The 18577-nt window shown below is 44.1% G+C and carries 16 protein-coding genes; 11 read left to right on the forward strand and 5 right to left on the reverse strand.

What is annotated here, in order from left to right; all coding sequences use genetic code 11:
- Positions 1 to 165 precede the first annotated feature (165 nt).
- The 5 genes from RKD52_RS10110 to brnQ all read left to right on the forward strand — a co-directional run bounded on the left by RKD52_RS10110 (position 166) and on the right by brnQ (position 6234).
- On the forward strand, positions 166 to 1212 hold the full coding sequence (locus RKD52_RS10110; protein ID WP_454099613.1) for an ArsR/SmtB family transcription factor: 1047 nt from the start codon (positions 166 to 168) through the stop codon (positions 1210 to 1212).
- On the forward strand, positions 1209 to 2441 hold the full coding sequence (locus RKD52_RS10115) for an MFS transporter (protein ID WP_454099614.1): 1233 nt from the start codon (positions 1209 to 1211) through the stop codon (positions 2439 to 2441). Before RKD52_RS10110 ends, RKD52_RS10115 begins: the two co-directional genes overlap by 4 nt.
- A 110-nt stretch (positions 2442 to 2551) precedes the next feature.
- Positions 2552 to 3952, forward strand: a complete 1401-nt coding sequence (locus RKD52_RS10120; protein WP_454099615.1) for an alkaline phosphatase — start codon at positions 2552 to 2554, stop codon at positions 3950 to 3952.
- 47 nt (positions 3953 to 3999) lie between these two features.
- Entirely contained in the window at positions 4000 to 4713 is a 714-nt protein-coding gene (locus RKD52_RS10125) for a DUF4352 domain-containing protein (RefSeq protein WP_454099616.1), read from the forward strand.
- 201 nt (positions 4714 to 4914) lie between these two features.
- Positions 4915 to 6234, forward strand: a complete 1320-nt coding sequence (gene brnQ, locus RKD52_RS10130) for a branched-chain amino acid transport system II carrier protein (protein ID WP_454099617.1) — start codon at positions 4915 to 4917, stop codon at positions 6232 to 6234.
- On the opposite strand, the gene RKD52_RS10135 is transcribed toward brnQ, so the two are convergent.
- Positions 6231 to 7442: a phospholipase D-like domain-containing protein gene (locus tag RKD52_RS10135; RefSeq protein ID WP_454099618.1), complete on the reverse strand. Its 1212-nt coding sequence runs from the start codon at positions 7440 to 7442 to the stop codon at positions 6231 to 6233. The genes brnQ and RKD52_RS10135 overlap by 4 nt on opposite strands.
- A gap of 182 nt (positions 7443 to 7624) precedes the next feature.
- Between RKD52_RS10135 and RKD52_RS10140 the strand changes: the two genes are divergently transcribed.
- Positions 7625 to 8515, forward strand: coding sequence for a foldase protein PrsA (locus RKD52_RS10140; protein WP_454099619.1), 891 nt, complete (start codon positions 7625 to 7627; stop codon positions 8513 to 8515).
- Positions 8516 to 8540: 25 nt separating this feature from the next.
- Here the strand turns inward: RKD52_RS10140 and RKD52_RS10145 are convergent, their stop codons facing one another.
- A complete protein-coding gene (locus RKD52_RS10145; RefSeq protein WP_454099620.1) occupies positions 8541 to 9032 on the reverse strand; it encodes a hypothetical protein in 492 nt (163 codons plus the stop codon).
- Positions 9033 to 9213: 181 nt separating this feature from the next.
- On the opposite strand from RKD52_RS10145, the gene bioB reads away from it, so the two are divergent.
- Positions 9214 to 10212 (forward strand): biotin synthase BioB, encoded by a 999-nt coding sequence (gene bioB, locus RKD52_RS10150; RefSeq protein WP_454099621.1) that lies wholly within the window; start codon positions 9214 to 9216, stop codon positions 10210 to 10212.
- 211 nt (positions 10213 to 10423) lie between these two features.
- On the opposite strand, the gene RKD52_RS10155 is transcribed toward bioB, so the two are convergent.
- Positions 10424 to 11566 carry a M14 family zinc carboxypeptidase gene (locus RKD52_RS10155; RefSeq protein ID WP_454101186.1) on the reverse strand — a complete coding sequence of 381 codons (1143 nt, stop codon included), beginning with the start codon at positions 11564 to 11566 and terminating at the stop codon, positions 10424 to 10426.
- A gap of 364 nt (positions 11567 to 11930) precedes the next feature.
- Between RKD52_RS10155 and RKD52_RS10160 the strand changes: the two genes are divergently transcribed.
- A complete protein-coding gene (locus RKD52_RS10160; RefSeq protein WP_454099622.1) occupies positions 11931 to 12800 on the forward strand; it encodes a cation diffusion facilitator family transporter in 870 nt (289 codons plus the stop codon).
- A gap of 19 nt (positions 12801 to 12819) precedes the next feature.
- Complete coding sequence (locus RKD52_RS10165) at positions 12820 to 13104, forward strand: hypothetical protein (RefSeq protein WP_454099623.1); 285 nt, start codon at positions 12820 to 12822, stop codon at positions 13102 to 13104.
- A 35-nt stretch (positions 13105 to 13139) separates the two neighbouring features.
- Here RKD52_RS10165 and RKD52_RS10170 read toward each other — a convergent pair whose 3' ends face one another.
- Both RKD52_RS10170 and RKD52_RS10175 read right to left on the reverse strand, forming a co-directional pair.
- Complete coding sequence (locus RKD52_RS10170) at positions 13140 to 13721, reverse strand: DUF6944 family repetitive protein (protein ID WP_454099624.1); 582 nt, start codon at positions 13719 to 13721, stop codon at positions 13140 to 13142.
- A gap of 107 nt (positions 13722 to 13828) precedes the next feature.
- Positions 13829 to 14743 (reverse strand): LysR family transcriptional regulator, encoded by a 915-nt coding sequence (locus tag RKD52_RS10175; RefSeq protein ID WP_454099625.1) that lies wholly within the window; start codon positions 14741 to 14743, stop codon positions 13829 to 13831.
- Between the two features lie 195 nt (positions 14744 to 14938).
- On the opposite strand from RKD52_RS10175, the gene RKD52_RS10180 reads away from it, so the two are divergent.
- Both RKD52_RS10180 and cysI read left to right on the forward strand, forming a co-directional pair.
- The gene (locus RKD52_RS10180) at positions 14939 to 16759 is read left to right on the forward strand and encodes an assimilatory sulfite reductase (NADPH) flavoprotein subunit (protein ID WP_454099626.1); all 1821 of its coding nucleotides are present in this window, start codon (positions 14939 to 14941) and stop codon (positions 16757 to 16759) included.
- A 25-nt stretch (positions 16760 to 16784) separates the two neighbouring features.
- Positions 16785 to 18503, forward strand: a complete 1719-nt coding sequence (cysI, locus tag RKD52_RS10185) for an assimilatory sulfite reductase (NADPH) hemoprotein subunit (RefSeq protein WP_454099627.1) — start codon at positions 16785 to 16787, stop codon at positions 18501 to 18503.
- Positions 18504 to 18577: the final 74 nt, after the last annotated feature.

Consider the following 18577-nt stretch of genomic DNA (forward strand, 5'->3'; position numbering starts at 1 on the left):
AGGAGAAGAATTTCCATTCGAGTGAAAGAGACAAAGAAAGTCAAAAAGCCCGCCAATCTGCAGTAAAAGGTATAGTATCACCTTTTTTGCAAGGGAATTTATTCAAAATATATTGAATTATACATTCTAATTATTTAGAATGATAAGAAAGGAGTTGGAAAAAATATGAATCTGTTGAATACTTCATTTGAACGGTCATCATACGGTGTTCAGATTAAAACATCATTGCTGTTTGAAAGTGCTCTTGGCATCGCCATGATTACCTATCCAAAGCTTCATGATCAGCTTGAAATGAAGAGGGTGGAACTGGATGAGCTCAAGAAAAGCCTTTCGATTGAACTGACAGCAGAGCTGGACTACTGCCACGAGCACAACACGTGGAAAATGCTGCTTCAGCTGCTTCATGTTAAGGATTTCTCAAGTCCCGGTGAATTTTATCAGTTTTTAAGGTCACTTTCAGAGAGTGAGCTTAAGTATTACGCACTGCCTTTTGTGGATATCATGCAGGAAAATAACCGTCTTGCAGCTTCTAAAGGGGATAAGGAAGCTGAAAATGATTTGGTTCTGGCCTGCAAGGGACATGCCTTTTTTCCGCAAATGATTCATTTTGTATGCAGCAGCAGGCAAGCTGAACTGCTAAAACATCTTCATGCGCTATTGGATGGGTGGTATAACGAAGTCATTCTCCCTAAAAAAGAATGGACCAGCGGTGTTCTGGAACGGGATGTTTTTGAAAAGAGGCGCATCAGCAAATTGGAAAGTCCTCATAAAACGGTCCTGAAAGCTGCTGGAATTGATTATAAACCCGAACAGGGGATTGCCGATGTGATCTTAATTCCTCACGTGGCTTACAGACCCTGGACGATACAGGCAGACCTGCCTGCTGCAAAAGTTTTTTACTATCCTGTAAGCGACAGCAGTTTGATGAAGAGCACGGATCCTTTTGAACCGTCAGGGCAGCTTGTGCAGAAGCTGAAAGCAATTGGGGATGAAAAAAGGCTCAGGATCCTCAAACTTCTTGTTAAGAAAGAGCTGACTTTAAAAGAAGTGACAGCTCTTGTCGGAATGGGGAAAACGACCGTCCATCATCATTTGACCCTCTTAAAAGCAGCTGGACTTGTTCACGTAAAAGGCAGTGTTTATAAAGCAGCTGAAGACTCAATTAAAGGGATAGAAAAGGAAATCTTCACTTTTCTGCACAAGGAAACATGAAAGGGGTCAAGCTGCTTTTTTATAATCAGCTTCTGTCGGTCTTTGCAAGTACGTTCGGAACGTTCCTCCTGTCGTGGATTTTATATGAAGAGACCGGTTCAAAGCTTGCGATGGGAACCTTGTGGCTCGTCAGTATTTCGGGCCAGCTGATCGTTCAGTTTATAGCCGGACCCTATATAGACCGGTTTAAAAGAACATCAGTAATGAGAGGGTCAGAGGCGTTGAGAGCTTCCGTATACTTGATGCTTCTGATTTTAATTTCAGCAGGATTCAATGAAGAGGCCCTGCTATATGCGGCTGCTTTCTTAACCTCCATTACTGCATATGATCCTGCTGCTGCAGCTTTTGTTCCAAAGCTTGTGCAAAAGGAGGATTTGGTAAAAATAAATGCAGGAATTTCAGGCGGCGTGCAATTCATGAGGTTCTTGGCGCTTCCCGCATCAGGGTTTCTGGTATCTGTTTTAAATGATAAAAGTTCTCTTATTCTTGTTGTCAGTGCATTTTCTGTTTCCTTTATCATGATAGGTTTCTTAAGAGAAAAGCCTGCAGAATTTGAGAATAAATCACCATGGATAAAGAAATTCAAAGAAGGCACGCTCATTTACCGGAAACATAAAATACTCCTGTTCCTCGGCGGGCTTGTTTCCATCACTAGCTTTGGCGTGTTTGCTGCCCAGACCATGTATATTCCATTTGTCGCAGAGGTTCTGGGAGGGTCATCTTTTGAGTATGGCCTGTTTGCCGCTTCTTTTCCTCTTGGTTACATAGCCGGCAGTTTTGCGGCGTCCAGGATAAAAGTAAAGGAAACATCCATCTATCAAATCATGATGCTGGCACTGTTTATCGGAGGCTCTACTTACTTGGCACTTGGTGCTGCAGAGTCACTGGCAGCGGCGATGGTCATTGAAATCGCAGCAGGTGCAGCTATGCCGTTTTGGAATGTTTACAGCACTACGCTTTATCAAAAGCTTGTGCCGCAGTCCATTCTTGGGCAGGTTTTCTCAGTCAGGTTCCTCCTGACAAAAGGCAGCTGCGCCGCTTGGAATTGTTTACGGTACGGCATGTGCGTCCCAATTTGGCATAGAGGCACTCTTTCTTTCGATTGGTGCCATCATTTGCACAGTTTCGGGGGGAGGACTTCTTTATCTGGTATTCAGAAGGCGGTCAGCTCCACCACAAACTATAATAAAAGATTAATTATGCAACCGTTTTGTATTTATTTGTTGTAAAAAAACTGTAAACAACGGACAGACATACTTTACAATCTCTCAAAACTTCCTTAAAACTCATCCCATAGACTAGTACTTGTAAACAAAACATTCTATAGGAGGTTTTTTGATTGTTTAATAGGAAGATTGGAAAAATTGCTGTTCCGGTTGCAGTACTTTCAGCTGTAGTTGCGGCAAGTGTCATTGGAAATTTTCCAAATGCTAAGGCAAGTGAAGCGGAAGCTGCTGGAAAAAAACCGAATGAAATAAAAAACGTTATTTTCCTGGTCGGAGACGGAATGGGCGTATCCTATACATCAGCATACCGCTATCTAAAAGACGACCCTTCTACACCGCAGGCTGAGCGTACAGAATTTGATCAGCACCTTGTCGGCAATCAAATGACCTACCCTGAAGATCCTAAGGAAAATGTAACAGATTCAGCATCGGCTGCAACAGCGATGTCAACAGGATACAAGACATTCAACGCTGCAATTGGCGTAGACAATGACGGTACAGAGCTGAAAACCGTTTTAGAATCGGCAAAAGAAAAAGGAAAGGCGACAGGTCTTGTTGCTACGTCGGAAATCACTCATGCTACACCTGCTTCATTCGGTGCACATGATATGAACCGAAAAAACATGAACGCTATTGCAGATGATTATTACGATGAACTGATCAACGGCAAACATAAAGTGGATGTCATGCTGGGCGGAGGCTTAAGCAATTTTGAGCGAGCTGACCGCAATCTTGCAGAAGAATTCCAGAAAGACGGGTACAGCTATGTGACATCCAAAGAAGAAATGATGAAGGATAAAAATCAGCAGGTTCTTGGATTGTTTGCTGATGGAGGCCTTCCAAAAATGATTGACCGCGAAAAAGAAACACCTTCTCTTGAAGACATGACAAGTTCAGCTCTTTCAAGACTGAATCAAGATAAAGACGGGTTTTTCCTGATGGTCGAGGGAAGCCAGGTTGACTGGGCTGGACATGACAACGATATTGTAGGAGCTATGAGTGAAATGCAGGATTTTGAAAAAGCCTACAAAGCAGCGATTGAATTTGCCAAAAAGGACAAGCATACACTTGTTGTGGCTACTGCAGACCATTCAACAGGCGGTTATTCAATAGGAGCTGACGGCGATTACAACTGGTTTGGAGAGCCGATCAAAGCTGCAAAGCGCACACCTGACTTTATGGCAGCCCAAATCGTTGAAGAAGGCGCAGATCCTGAAAAAACGTTAAAGCAGTATATCGATCTTGAATTAACGGCTGAAGAAATCAATTCTGTCAAAGATGCAGCAGAAAAAGGCAAAGCAGACAAAGATAAAGGAATTCTCCGTGTTGATAATGCGATAGAAGCCATCTTTAATAAGCGCTCCAATACTGGCTGGACAACAGACGGACATACAGGTGAAGACGTTCCTGTCTTTGCTTACGGACCAGGGAAAGAATTGTTCGCAGGTCATAAAGACAACACAGATCACGCAGAAATCATCTTTGATATATTAGAAAAAAGCAAAAAGAAATAACCAGGCTGTATCATGACTCTGCTGCGAAAGCGGCGGAGTCTGTGATCATGCCGGCAGATTGGCAAATAGAGAAAGGGGACAACATGATGAAACATGCATGGCTTATGCTATCTTTGACAATCGTACTTTCTGCTTGTTCTGCACAGGCGACAGAACCTGACCAAAACGAGAAGAAACAGGAACAGAAGACTGAAACATCGGCATCATCACCCTCAAATCAAAATGCCACTGAAGACAGCTACGTGCCAAATCCCCAGATAACGGATGACCGTTCACTCCTTGAACCGGGTCAAACCGTGAAAGATGACAAAGGCGCAGCTGAGCTGAAAGCCATCAGCAGCCTGAATCAAACCTACAAAGCAGGGGATGTAGAACTGACGATAAAAGATGTGAAAATGATCGAGCATACACCTGCCTACAGCATGATTGATTTTTTTCACACATTCACCCATGAAGAAACGTTTGACATCATCAAAGCTGAGGTAGAGGTGAAAAACACGTCAGATCAGCCCGTCTACTTCTCTCCTGTTGCTATGCTAGAGACAGACAATGGTCAGCGAATTGACTGGGAATCAGATATTTACCTTGAGGATTTGAATGGAGAACTAGGCGCGAATCAGACAAAAAAGGGTAATATCGGATTTATTCTGAAACATTCCGAAGAGCCTGTTAAAAGTGTCACGCTGCTGACAAGCGATGTGCTGAATGCCGAACAGAAAACAGAGAGCAAAGCTCAGAAAATAACGGTTCCATTCAAATGAGACAATACGATGATGTATTGTCTCATTTGAATGGAAAAAAATTAATGAATGGTTGGTAAACGCATTCATTGCCTTTAGAACAGGGTTTGAAAAAACGTGCTTAAAAATGCTGAAAAAAGGAACTAGTCAATCAATTTTTTAGCTGTTATACTTTGAACTATTATTTTCATCATAGAACCTTCATTCTAAAGGAGTTTTTGTATGGCAAAGGAATTTTCGTCAAAACAGATCATGTTAATCAGTCTTATGCTCTTTTCCATGTTTTTTGGAGCAGGGAACTTAATCTTCCCGGCTTTTCTCGGACAGGCAGCAGGGGACAATCTCTGGCCTTCTCTTGCAGGCTTTATTCTTTCCGCGGTTGGTCTTCCGATTCTCGGGGTTATCGCGGTTGCTAAAGCAGGGAGCTTTCATGAATTAAATTCAAGGGTCCATCCGGTATTTGCTCTTATTTTTCCGTTTATAATTTACGTTTCGATCGGACCAGGACTCGCGATTCCAAGAGCCGGGAGCCTGGCCTTTGAAATGGGGGCAGCGCCTTTTCTTCCCGCTGAGGCTGCGGGTTCTCCTGCAGCGCTGTTCATTTATACAGCGGTCTTTTTTGGCTTAGTGTATTGGCTCAGCATGTCCCCGTCTAAGCTTGTAGACTTATTCGGCAAACTGCTTACGCCAATTGTGCTTACGCTGATTCTGGTTATTTTTGTGAAGTCTTTGATTACACCAATTGGAGAAAGTGGGCAGGCATCAGGCAATTATGGAACGAGTCCTGCTTTTCAGGGGTTTCTTGATGGATACTTGACGATGGACGCACTTGCAGCGCTTGCTTTCGGAATTGTAATTGCAACTGCTATCAGATCACAGGGTGTAACAAATGAAAAAGCACTGTCCCGTTATATGATGTATGCAGGAATTGGAGCAGGCTTGCTTTTAACCATTATCTACATTCTTCTTGGCACAATGGGTGCAGCGAGCGCATCTCTTGGAACATCTGAAAACGGCGCCCAGATTCTGACAAACATTATGACGAGCCTCTTCGGTACAAGCGGGAGCGTCATCCTTGGGCTTGTCTTTACATTGGCTTGTTTTTGCGTATCCATTGGCCTTGTTATATCGTGCAGCCAGTTTTTTGCAGGGGCTGTGCCTAGAGTGCCGTATAAGGTCTGGGTATTGATTTTATGTCTGGCAAGTACAGCCGTTGCAAATCTTGGACTAACGCAGATTTTGACGGTTTCTGTGCCGATACTGGGCATGATTTACCCAATCGCCATCGTCCTGATTATTCTTGCATTGGTTCATTCTTTCATCCAAAATAGCCCATACATTTATGCAACTTCGGTTCTTTTTACCGGCCTTTTCAGTCTGGCAGATACGATAAATAAAACGTTCCTCAGTGAAGCACTGACACCTGCCCTGAGCTTCCTTCCGCTTTACGGGGAAGGCATCGGCTGGCTTGTTCCGGCATTACTTGGAGCTGCTGCGGGGCTTGCTTTTGGAAAAAGAAAACCATCACGTGTTCCGGCTTAAAAATAATAATAAATCCATTCTGGGGTCTTCATAAATGAACGCTCCCAGGATGGAATTTCTTTTATAATCGCTTCATTCAGCTTCCGGCTGTTTTTTTTATCCTCTTCAATTTCAGCTGAAATGGTCTTGATGACTTCTGTGTCATAGATCAGGCAGCTTGCTTCATCATTTAAATAAAAGCTCCGCGGATCCCAGTTTGCTGTGCTGATATTCGCCGTTTCACCATCAATCAGCATCACTTTCCCATGAAAAAATCCTTTTGTATACAAATAAATATCAACGCCGCGTTTTAATAGTTTTTCCGTTTTCGGATAGCTAGGAGGCTTTGTAAACCATGCATCTGTGTGGTCAGGGACGAGGATCTCAACTTTGACGCCATTTTTCCGCGCATCAATAAGCGCATCCATCATCTCATTGTTTGGTATGAAATAGGGAGTTGCAATAACCAGCCGCTTTCTTGCACTTCTTATTAAAGATAGGAGTTCTTTTTCCCATTCTCCTCCGGTTGAGAAAAACAGCTGATATTCAGAACCGTCCGTTCGTAGAGGCTGATGTTTTTCAGGAAGCCTTTTCTGCCCGGTGTCTTCTTCCCAGTCCTTCAGAAATTGTTCCTCCACTTCATACGCTCCTTCACCGGCAATCCGCAGGTGATAGTCCCGCCAGTATCCAAAGCGTTTATCCTGGCCCAGATACTCTTCTCCCATATTAAATCCGCCTAAATAAGACACCTTGCCGTCAATGATGGCGAGCTTTCTGTGATTCCGGTGATTCATTCTGTAAAAAGGATGAGTGATGCCGTTTTTTCTGCTGAACGTGAAGTGCACACCGCTCGCTTCTAGACGTTTAATGAGTTTTCTTTTGATCTCTTTTCCGCCGATACGGTCGACTGAAAGCATAACATCTGTTCCGCTTTCGGCCTTTTTTTGAAGAAGGGACAAAAAATTCAGGCTGACAGGGTCGTCCCGAATGATAAAGAAATGAATATAAATGTAGTCTTGAGCTTCTTTAATATCTTGAAAGAGTGATTTATATAGGCTGTCACCTTCGGGAAACAGGGTCAAATCCCCGTGGTAGACGGGGGTCTTAATCATGCCGTGTTCATTGGTGTAATCTTTATATCCGCTTTTTACATCCCACTGCAGAACCAAAAGCGTGCAGATCATCAGTGTCATGCATAATCCAAACAAAATGATCATTTTTCTCAGCATAGAAAAACTCCCGGAACGTTATTATCTCTTAGGGTTTGATACTCTCCTGCTAAATAAAGAAGGGAATCTTTGGAATGTTCCTTTCATATCTTCTTCTCGCTTTGTTCATAGTTTATTCATATCTGCCCGTTATACTGGAATGTGTTCAGCAAAAGAAGGAAGAAAAAAAGTCAGGAGTTTTGATGATGAAAAATATACTTGCAAATAAACTTACTTATGCTTTTTTAATGACCGGTCTCCTCAGCGGCGGAATCGGCTGGGCAGTCGGTTCAGCAGAAAATGATGGGGCAGTAGCCAGTGTGAATGGCGAAAAAATCAGTCAGGACAGGCTTTTCGGCCTGCTTGCAGATCAGGGCGGAACGGAGCTTGTAGACTATTTAATTACAGAAGAAATCATTAATCAGGAGTCAGAAAAAAAGAAAATAACAGTATCTGATGCAGATGTTGACAAAGAGTATCAATCAATCGCGGAATCATACGGAGGGGAAGAGGCTTTTATCCAGCAGATCGAGGCTTCCGGCGGTTCAGCTGAGGCAGTCAAAGACGAATTGAAAACAAATTTAAAAATTGAAAAGCTGCTTGAACCTGAGATTGACATTACAGAAGAAGAGATGAAAACCTATTTTGAAGAAAACAAAGAAAGTCTTTCTGAGCCAGAACAGGTTAAAGCCAGTCATATCTTAGTGGAGGATGAGGCGACGGCAAAAGAAGTCAAAGGAAAGCTTGATGGAGGAGCTGATTTTGCAGAGCTTGCCAAAGAATATTCAACAGATACATCTAACAGCGGGAACGGCGGAGAGCTTGGCTACTTTGGAAAAGGTGAGATGACTGCCGCATTTGAAGAAAAAGCGTTCTCAATGAAAGAAGGGGAAATCAGCGATCCCGTAAAAACAGAATTTGGATATCACATAATCAAATTCGAAGACAAAAAAGCGGCAGTTCCGGCTGTATATGCTGAGAAAAAAGAGGAAATCAAAGAAGCTCTTTTTGATCAGAAAATGCAGACAGCCTACACCGGATGGATGGAAGAGAAAAAAGAAGAATATGAAATTGAGACTTCAATGGAGAGCTGAAAGAGAGGGGGGAAACCTCTCTTTTTTATGCATTTTTAATAAGTAAATAAAGCAGTACATGAATAAGCACAGCCGAGGCGATCATGTTTTTCCAATTAATGATGTAGCGGCTCCCTGAGGGCTGAATAACACCCATTGCTGCAATGGTCCAAAACCATTTACTGTCCCGCCATCTTTTTTTAGTCGAAACATCCTGATTCTCATCCATTCGTCTGTTTTCTCTTCTTGCCCACCATAAAACAACCAGGATATCTGCAATTGCTCCAGCTGTAACGGCGATAATGGCTGTTCGATCAGAGACTTCCCAAAGCGGCTTTTCCTCCCGCTTTTTTTCTTCTTCTCTTTTAGCTTCTTGTACCTTGATTTGCTCTGCAAATTCTCGTGCAAAATCAGTCTTCTGTTCTTTGACTGTGGTGAAATTAACGGCCATAATAATCAGGCATGCCATCAGAACTGCGTATAGAGCAAAAAAAGCTGCCGTTTTTTTCTTTGGAGTATCCATCATTCTTTTTAGCACGATCTTCTTCCTCCTAATGACTGGCTGTTTTAATCGTACCATTTAAATAAATGTAATAATTTGTATGAAATGAACATTTCGAGAACGTTTACACCAATTTGTTAACCTCAATAAAAATAAGTTGACATAAATCCTTGCTATTCTTTACCATGGAAGAGAACGACGAGATGGAGGGAATGCAATGAAATGGTCCGCACTGGCAAATGAAGTCATAAACGGCAAGGTATTAACAGAGGAAGAGTCACTTGAAATTTTAACAAGCGAAGATGATGAGATTCTGAGTCTTCTTCATGGAGCATTTTTGATCAGAAAGCATTATTACGGGAAAAAAGTAAAACTGAACATGATCGTAAACACGAAATCAGGACTTTGTCCTGAAAACTGCGGCTATTGCTCTCAGTCAAGCATATCAACCGCCCCTATTGAAAAGTACCGGATGATGAACAAGGAAAGCATTTTAGAAGGAGCAGAACGCGCCTATAATCTCAAGGTCGGAACCTATTGCATAGTTGCAAGCGGAAGAGGTCCTTCTGAAAAAGAACTGGACACAGTTGTATCTGCCGTAAAAGACATTAAAGATCAATTCGGTCTGAAGGTGTGTGCGTGCCTAGGGCTGTTGAAACCGGGACAGGCTGAACGGCTCAAAGAAGCCGGAGTCGACCGCTATAACCACAACATAAATACATCAAAAGAGCACCACGAATCGATTACAACATCGCATACATACGATAACCGCGTACAAACCATCGAAGCTGTAAAGGCGTCCGGCATTTCTCCATGTTCGGGCGTAATCATCGGCATGAGAGAAACAAAAAAAGATGTCGTCAATATGGCATTCAGCCTGCGCGCACTTGACGCAGACAGTATCCCTGTAAACTTTCTTCACGCCATTGACGGTACTCCGCTTGAAGGGACGGACGAACTTGACCCAAGGTATTGCCTGAAGGTGCTTGCACTCTTCCGCTACATCAATCCGACTAAAGAAATCCGTATTTCAGGCGGAAGAGAGGTCAATTTAAGATCCCTTCAGCCGCTTGGACTCTATGCAGCCAACTCAATCTTTGTGGGAGACTATTTAACGACCAGGGGACAAGAAAGCACGAGGGACCATGACATGCTGAAAGACCTCGGTTTTGAAGTGGAATTTGACTTTGGGAATCAGGAGGCTGTGACGGTCTGATTGCTGACTATTGGGCATGGGTGCTGAGAAAGAGCCATTCATGCAGGGCTGAGTGAGCTGAAGGGTCATAAGCATGCGTGAAATAACCCTTTACGCAGGGCAGAGTAAGCTTGAAGGGTCATAAACATACAACGCGGGAATCAAAACCCCGTTTTCAAATAAAAAAATCCGAACTTCATAACGAAAAGTTCGGATTTTTCTTTTGCATATATTAATAAGTGGATTCCGGAATTTCTTCATATTTTTCAGGATCGAGAGAGTAAACGGTGCCGTCAGTTACGCCGTTAATTACACCCATTAATCCGGTTTCAACTGTTTTAACTAGCATGCCTTTTTGTTTTTGACCAAAGTTTTGTGTTTGGCCTTTGACTTCAAAAAGAACGGTTCCGCTTCCGTTTAATGCAAAGGAGCCAAGTGCTGTTCCAGGAAGGTCGAGATCCTGCTGGTAGAGTGAAATGTTTGTAAATACGGAATCTCCTTTTGCCTGCAGGGCATCATAGACGGCAACATTCAGCTGTCTTGAAAAATCATAATCGTACCCATTAGCATATTGGGCATATTTTTCTCCTTCAGGAGTTGCCGGATCTGGTACAAATTGCGCGGAAATGGACATTGTAGCTACTTCACCTGTATCCCCGACATACGGGAATCCCTGATGATGCATGTCCATAAAGACATCCACTTTTCCGAATTCCGCCATCAGATCTTTATATACGTCTCTGACAGTTTGAGCCTCTGGCGTGATGTACCAGCCGGGTTTGTTGGAAGCTCCGGGAAAGTCTGAAGCAGCAGGTACATAATCTAAATCCGGGTGGAAGTCCCGGTTTACATCGAATCCCGGATTCGCTCCATAGTCATCACCCTGGAGAACCCTTGTATAGTAATTCCAGGAAGGGGTTGCTGAGCTTAATTGCGGGAAGCGCTCCGTCACCTCCGACCAGCTCAGGTCATTTCCGCGGCGGTCGAGCTCAGATGCATCTGCATTCATCATCGGAATGGCAACAATCGTAACCTCTTCACGTATTTTCTTAGCTGCCTCCGAATTGCTTGAGCCGATTTTTTGAAGGATGTTCAAAAGCGCTACTGTACCGGTCTTTTCATTGCCGTGAATTTCACTTTGAACAAGAAGCACTTTCTCTCCGGTGCCAACCCTGGCTGTGTAGATTTCACGTCCCTGGTTGGTATATCCGGCAACATCAACTGAAATTTTTCCTCCGCTTGTCTGTTCTAACTGTCTCAGTTTTTTCTGGAGCTCTGCATAGCTAATAAATCCTTGTGTCTCAAGCGTTTCTGCTGCAGCTGGTGAAGGCGGTGCGAAACTGCCTGGCTGCGGAAATAGGAGTGCAGCCGCCATCAATGCTGTACCTGCTGCTTTAACGAATGTTCTCTTCTTCAAATACGCTCACCTCTTCATTTTTTTGGTTCAACAATCAGAATTTTCTGCAATAAAAGAGGGGATTCCTTGTTTTTTGACAGAAATGGCGCTATAGGTTCAGAAAAATAGTGGATTTAAAAGGGATTGACAACCTTTTGCCTAGATTTGAGAAAGTTCTTTCGGCTTACGAAATAAATAGATGCGTACAAGAAGAAAAGTTTGTCTGAGCAAACTTTTTTAGACATTTGTTACTCTTGTTGAACCGCGAAAAAAGGTTGCTGTAGACTCACTCAAACCTTGACTGGTAAGATGTTCAAGGAATGAAAACGCGGAGGTTCAATAGATGGAACAACAAAAATATGCGGACTTAAAAAAAGGCGAGCGTGGAGCAATCATCAGCATTGCTGCATACCTGTGCTTATCGGCTCTTAAATTGCTTATTGGATATTCAGCGAACTCCGAGGCACTTAAAGCGGACGGGTTAAATAATGCGACAGACATCGTTGCTTCAGTCGCTGTGCTGATAGGGCTGCGGCTGTCACAAAAGCCTGCCGACAAGGATCATCCATACGGCCACTGGAAAGCGGAGACCGTTGCGTCGCTTGTCGCATCCTTCATCATGATGGCTGTCGGACTTCAAGTATTATACGGGGCTGTTTTGTCTGTGTTTGAAGGGAAACAGGAATCACCTGACATGATCTCGGCATGGACCGGTTTATTCTGTGCTGCCGTTATGTATCTTGTTTACCGCTACAATAAACGGCTTGGAGAAAAAATTAACAGCCAGGCAGTGACTGCGGCTGCGAAAGATAATTTGTCAGATGCATGGGTCAGTATCGGCATTGCTGTCGGCATTATCGGCTCGCAATTCTCCCTTCCATGGCTGGATCCGGCTGCAGCCGTCATCGTCGGATTACTGATCTGCAAAACGGCATGGGATATTTTCAGGGAAGCTTCGCACCATTTAACGGATGGATTTGACGAAGAGGAAATAGAAGCTTTTAAAGAAACGGCCCTCTCTCTGTACGGGGTAAAGGGGGTAAAGGAAATTAAGGCAAGAAATTATGGGAACAATACAGTTGTAGACATTGTGATCCTGGTGAATTCCACCCTTGATATCCGTGATGCCCATGATATTTCAACTAAAGTCGAAACGATTTTAATGAAGAAGCATGAAGTGTACAATGTACATGTACACGTTGAACCTAATTAACTGAAAGGAGGGTGTACAAGTGGATTCTGAACTCATGTCAAATTTTATACGCATAGGCCTTCCGCTTGTGGTGATGGCGGCTTCGGTCTTTCTTACAATGAAACTGCCTTATACCAGAAGATTTATACCGCCTGTGACACTCGCCATTTTAGCAGCTCTTGTATACGTCATTCCAACCTTTTTGCAGGGAAATGACAAGGATCTGAATGATGTGCTGGTGACGCTTTATTTTACAATGACACTTATGCTCAGCTGTGTGCTGAGTCTTATAGCTGCTTTGTTTTTCAAGAAAAAGAAGAAGTAGCGAAAAAGGCTCAGACATGCTGGGCCTTTTTTTGTTTACGGTTGTTTCAGTGCAGACCCATGTTCTTCTGTTTCCTCCAGCACCTGCCCAATAAAAGAAATGACAGAGCCGGCTGCTTGTATCCAGCTTCCAATCGCATCTAGAGACACTCCGTCAATGTCTGCACTTCGATTTTTATACTCCTGTATTCCGCTGACAGCCTGAAGGGAGTTGCCGGTAATCTGCAGTATGTTGCCGATAATCAGATAGATTTCAAACTGATTTGACGTATCCTGCAGCTCATCTCCAAGTGCAGTCGCCCCGCCAAGTGCCTGTATGAAATTTCCGTCAATGATCAGTTTCTGGCGAATTTCTTCTGAAGTGTTTAATAAAAGACCTGCGATGACTGTAACGTTCCCGGCAGACTGGATTTCGTTCCCTATTTTTTCAAGGGAGATCTCACCCTGACCATCTGCTTCAAGTGCATTGCCTGTCGCCTGCAGGACATTTCCCCATAAACTTAAATCGTTTCTTCTGTTTTCACTTAAAAAAGGAAATGGCGTGCTGCCTACAGCTGCAGTCACAGTTCCGATTGCGGCTATCGCCGCTCCGGTTATTTCTTTTATTTGATTTTCCACAAGAAATCAATCCTGTCATAAAGTTAAAGGCTTTCGTCTGAAGTTTTACCTTATCATATGCCATTAAAGAACTTTGGTCACATGCCTATATTCGAAGCAGTGCCCTGTCATTTCAGCTTTTTTGCCAGACTCATCTCATCCGGCCACTTTTTCTTAAGTGAATCAATAAACGTTTTCACAATCTTCTTATCTTCAATGACCGGCGAGTACAGGTAGGAAAGGGTCCTTGTAAACCGCTGATTTTCCATATGAATAATCGAAAGGTCTTTATTGGCAACATCCCGTTCAATGACGCTTTTTGAAAGAAAGGACAGGCCCGTTCCGTGCATAAGCGTTTCTTTTATTCCCTGATTGCTGCTGATGGTAAGCAGTGATTTTACTTTGAGGCCGTTCGTCCGTATAACATGGTTTAAATACTCTCGTGTACCGGAACCGACTTCGCGGGTAACCCACGGCTGATTGTGCAAATCAGCAAAAGTGACCTCTTTCTTTGAAGCGAGCTCATGATCCAGGGAGGCAACGATAAAAAGCTCATCCTGCATAAACGGGTGGACCGAAAGTTCACTCTCGTTCGTTTGACCTTCAATGAGACCAATATCGACACCATGCATGCGCACACTCTGTACAATTTCCTCTGTATTGCCGATCAGGACCTCCAGTTCAAGTTCCGGATAATCTTTTTGCAGATCAAGCAGCAGGGAAGGGAGGATATACTCTCCAATCGTAAAGCTTGCGCCAATCTTCAATTCCCCGCGGATGGCATTCTGGTGTTCGAGAATATCCTGTTTGGATTGTTCATATAAAGAAATCATTCGTTTTGCACGGTCATACAGGATTTCACCGGTTGGGGTAATCTGCAGAAACTTGGGAGACCGAAGAAAAAGCTTTGTCTGAAATTCTTTTTCAAGATTTTTGATATGTAGACTAACGCTCGGCTGGGACATGCGGAGCGTTTCTGCCGTTTTCGTAAAGTTTTTCACCTCTGCAAGAGTGACAAATGTTTTCAAAGCATCATAGGACAAAATAGAAAGCCACCTTATCATTAGAAATCTTAATAATCGTCATAAATTAAATGTATTTTACTAATTTTCTGTTTTCAGGTAAAGTAGAAATAGTATTTTTATCTATAGGTTTATTAAAGCAGAGTCATAAAACCGACTTTGCGTATAGGGTTAATTATATTGGCAGTTCTAAATTCGTTTGCGAGGTGGGTATCGTTGCAACTTCAGGTAAGTAACAGTCCGTTTAATCAGGAGCAGGCAGAGCTTCTTAACCGCCTTCTGCCAACATTATCAGAAACCCAGAAGATCTGGCTGACGGGATATTTGACAGCCGTACAGGCTGCTGGACCTATTGGCGTTCTGGCGCCCAAGGCAGGAGAGGCGGCACCTGTTCAAAGCGCATCCGTTTCAAAAGAAATAACGGTTCTCTATGGCTCACAGACGGGAAATGCTCAGAGTCTTGCTGAAAACGCAGCAAAAACACTGTCCGAACAAGGCTTTCAGGTAACCATTTCTTCTATGAACGATTATAAACCGAATCTACTGAAAAAAGAAAAAAACCTCTTGATTGTCGTCAGCACCCATGGTGAGGGAACACCTCCTGACAATGCTCTCTCATTCTATGAGTTTTTACATGGAAGAAGGGCACCTAAGCTTGAGGGCATGAATTTTTCCGTCCTGTCCCTGGGTGACAGTTCATATGAATTTTTCTGCCAGACCGGCAAAGATTTTGATCAGAAGCTTGAAGAACTGGGCGGAACGAGAATCTATCCGCGTACCGACTGCGATCTTGATTTTGATGAGCAGGCTGCAGAATGGATCAGCGGTGTGATTACTAGTTTAAAAGAGACGCAGGGGGACAATACGGCTCCTGCTGCTGAAGTGTCTGCTGAGTCAGCGCAGCCGTCTTCCTACTCGCGCACAAATCCATTCCGTGCTGAAGTCCTTGAAAACATCAATTTAAATGGCCGGGGGTCAAATAAAGAAACCCGTCACCTTGAATTGTCCCTTGAAGGCTCAGGTCTTACATATGAACCGGGAGACAGCCTTGGCATTTTCCCAGAAAATGATCCGGTGCTTGTTGATCTTTTGCTTGAAAAAACAGGATGGGATCCTGAAAGCAGTGTGACGATCAATAAACATGGAGATCGTCTGTCTTTGCGGAACGCCCTTTTGACTCATTTTGAAATTACCGTGCTTTCTAAGCCGCTGTTGGAAAAACTGGCAGGAATATCGGATCACAGCGGGCTTAAGGAACTTGTTTCACCTGGTAAAGAAGATCAGCTGAAAGTGTACATTGAAGGCCGCGACCTTGTTGATCTGATTGAAGACTTTGGCCCTTGGAGTGCTTCGGCAGAGGAGTTTGTTCATAACCTCCGCAAAATGCCGGCGCGCCTTTATTCTATTGCGAGCAGTCTGACGGCAAATCCAGATGAAGTGCACTTGACCATCGGGGCAGTCAGATATGAAACTCACGGACGAAAGCGCAGCGGGGTTTGCTCCATTTTAACAGCCGAGCGGCTTCAGCCCGGCGACACCCTGCCTGTTTACATACAGAAGAACCAGAATTTTAAGCTGTCTGAAAATCCTGACGTTCCAATCATTATGGTTGGACCCGGAACAGGCATCGCCCCGTTTCGTTCATTCATTCAAGAAAGAGAAGAAACAGGAGCAGGCGGGAAGTCATGGCTATTCTTTGGCGATCAGCACTTCGTCACAGACTTCCTTTATCAGACCGAATGGCAGAAGGCCCTTGAGAATGGAAGTTTGACACGGATGGATGTCGCTTTTTCAAGGGATACGGCAGAAAAAGTGTATGTTCAGCACCGTATGCTTGAGCAAAGCAAAGAGCTGTACGAATGGATTAAAGAAGGGGCTTATGTCTACATCTGCGGAGATGAAAAACACATGGCCCATGATGTTCACAGCACGCTTATCAGCATTATTGAAAATGAGGGCGGCATGAGCCGCGCGGCAGCGGAAGAAGTTCTTGCCGGCATGCAGCAGCAAAAACGCTATCAGCGTGACGTCTATTGAGAACGATTGAAAGGGGTATACCATCATGTCAAATAAAGTACTGAGTGCGCCTGAAGGCCCTCCAAGTGATGTAGAAGATATTAAACAGCGAAGCAATTATCTGCGCGGGACACTTTCAGAAGTGATGCAGGAACGCATTTCCGCCGGCATTCCTGACGATGATAATCGCCTGATGAAGCATCACGGCAGCTATCTTCAGGATGACCGCGATCTTCGGAACGAACGCCAGAAGCAAAAGCTTGAGCCTGCCTATCAGTTTATGCTCCGCGTCCGCATGGCAGGGGGAGTTGCAAGGCCGGATCAATGGCTGGTGATGGATGAGCTTGCCCAAAAATACGGAAACGGCACGCTTAAGCTGACAACACGCCAGACATTCCAGATGCACGGGATTCTGAAATGGAACATGAAAAAGACGATTCAGGAAATCCATGCTTCCATGCTGGATACGATTGCAGCCTGCGGAGATGTAAACAGAAACGTCATGTGCAATGTCAACCCTTATCAATCTGATCTTCATGCCGAGGTGTATGAACTTTCAAGAAAACTGAGCGATGATCTTCTGCCGCGCACAAGAGCCTATCATGAGATCTGGCTTGATGAAGAAAAGGTGGCAGGCACACCGGATGCAGAAGAAGTCGAGCCGATGTATGGCCCGCTTTATCTCCCGAGAAAATTTAAAATCGGGATTGCAGTACCGCCGTCAAATGATATTGATGTCTATTCGCAGGATCTTGGATTTATCGCGATTGTTGAAGATAATAAGCTTTCAGGCTTCAATGTTGTCATTGGCGGCGGCATGGGGATGTCACATGGTGATAAAGCAACCTACCCGCAGCTTGGAAAAGTAATCGGTTTTGTTGCACCGGATAGAATTGTTGATGTGGCTGAAAAGATTATTACCATTCAGCGTGATTACGGAAACAGGTCTGTCAGAAAATATGCCCGTTTCAAATATACGGTCGACCGCTTAGGTCTTCAAAATGTAAAAGAAGAACTTGAGAGCCGTCTTGGCTACAGTCTCGGCGCAGCAAAAGATTTCCGTTTTAACAGCAATGGCGACAGCTACGGCTGGGTAAAAGGCGGGAACGGCAAATGGCATTTCACGCTGTTTGTAGAAGGGGGCCGCATCGCAGACTTCGACGGATACCCGCTGATGACGGGCCTGCGCGAAATTGCAAAAGTGCTTAAAGGCGACATTCGTCTGACGCCAAATCAAAACCTGATCATTTCAAACGTTTCATCTCAGCAGAAGAAAAAAATAAATGACCTGATTGAAATGTACAACTTAACAGACGGCAAACACTATTCTGCACTGCGCCGCAGCTCCATTGCCTGCGTGGCCCTTCCAACTTGCGGACTTGCCATGGCAGAAGCAGAGCGATATTTGCCGAGATTGATTGATAAAATTGAAGAAATCGTGGATGAAAACGGACTGCGCAACGAAGAAATTACGATCCGCATGACAGGCTGCCCAAATGGATGTGCCCGCCATGCCCTAGGTGAAATTGCCTTTATCGGAAAAGCGCCAGGAAAATACAATATGTATCTCGGTGCCGCATTCGACGGCAGCCGCCTGAGCAAATTATACCGGGAAAACATCGGAGAAGAAGAAATTCTCAGCGAGCTTCGCGTCCTGATTGCACAATTTGCAAAAGAGCGGGAGCCGGGAGAACACTTTGGAGACTTTGTTGTCCGGACCGGCGTTGTACGTGCTGTGACAGACGGAACCAATTTTCACGATTGATGAAAAGACAGGGGAGACCCTGTCTTTTTTGCGTGAAAGAGGATGGAGCAGAGAGTTTTGGTGGGTCATCAAAA

The organism is Metabacillus sp. SLBN-84 (assembly GCF_053629595.1).